Genomic DNA, 429 nt, shown 5'->3' with positions numbered 1-429 from the left:
GGCCACCGTGGACATGCAGCATCTCGCCACGCTGCTGCGCCGCCATGCGCGTCCCGAGAACAAGCCGCTCGTGGGCCGGGCACTTCGCGGCGAGCCCCTGGCACCGCGTGGCAGCCAGGACACGTCCCTGCAGCAGCTCATGAGCACCGTGGCCTTCTGCCTGCCCAATGACACGCCGGACGTGGCCATCGTGGAGATGCTGCGCCCGTGCTTATCCGCAACGGACTGGGGCCAGGGCACGGAGCACCTGGTCACGGAGGCGCTGAAAAAGCTGCACAGGGCCCGCGCACGCAAGGCGGAGCGCGACGCGAAGCGGCTCGCGGCGAACCATGACCTCGTGGCCCTGCTGGGCACGCCCATGAGCGCACCAACGTCCGCCGAGAAGCTGCCGCCCGTGGACGAGGGACTGGAGACGCCAGAGGCCTGGGG

The 429-nt window shown here is 70.6% G+C and carries 1 pseudogene; it reads left to right on the top strand.

The features are described 5' to 3' along the window. Positions 1-13: 13 nt before the first annotated feature. Positions 14-429 (top strand): annotated as a pseudogene (locus HV826_RS36530) (DNA primase); the annotation flags it as partial.

The sequence above is a fragment of the Myxococcus sp. AM010 genome, from assembly GCF_013372585.1.
In the GTDB taxonomy this organism is placed as follows: domain Bacteria; phylum Myxococcota; class Myxococcia; order Myxococcales; family Myxococcaceae; genus Myxococcus; species Myxococcus vastator.
Note: the sequence above shows the minus strand (reverse complement) of the source record. Positions and strands in the feature narration are given on the sequence as shown.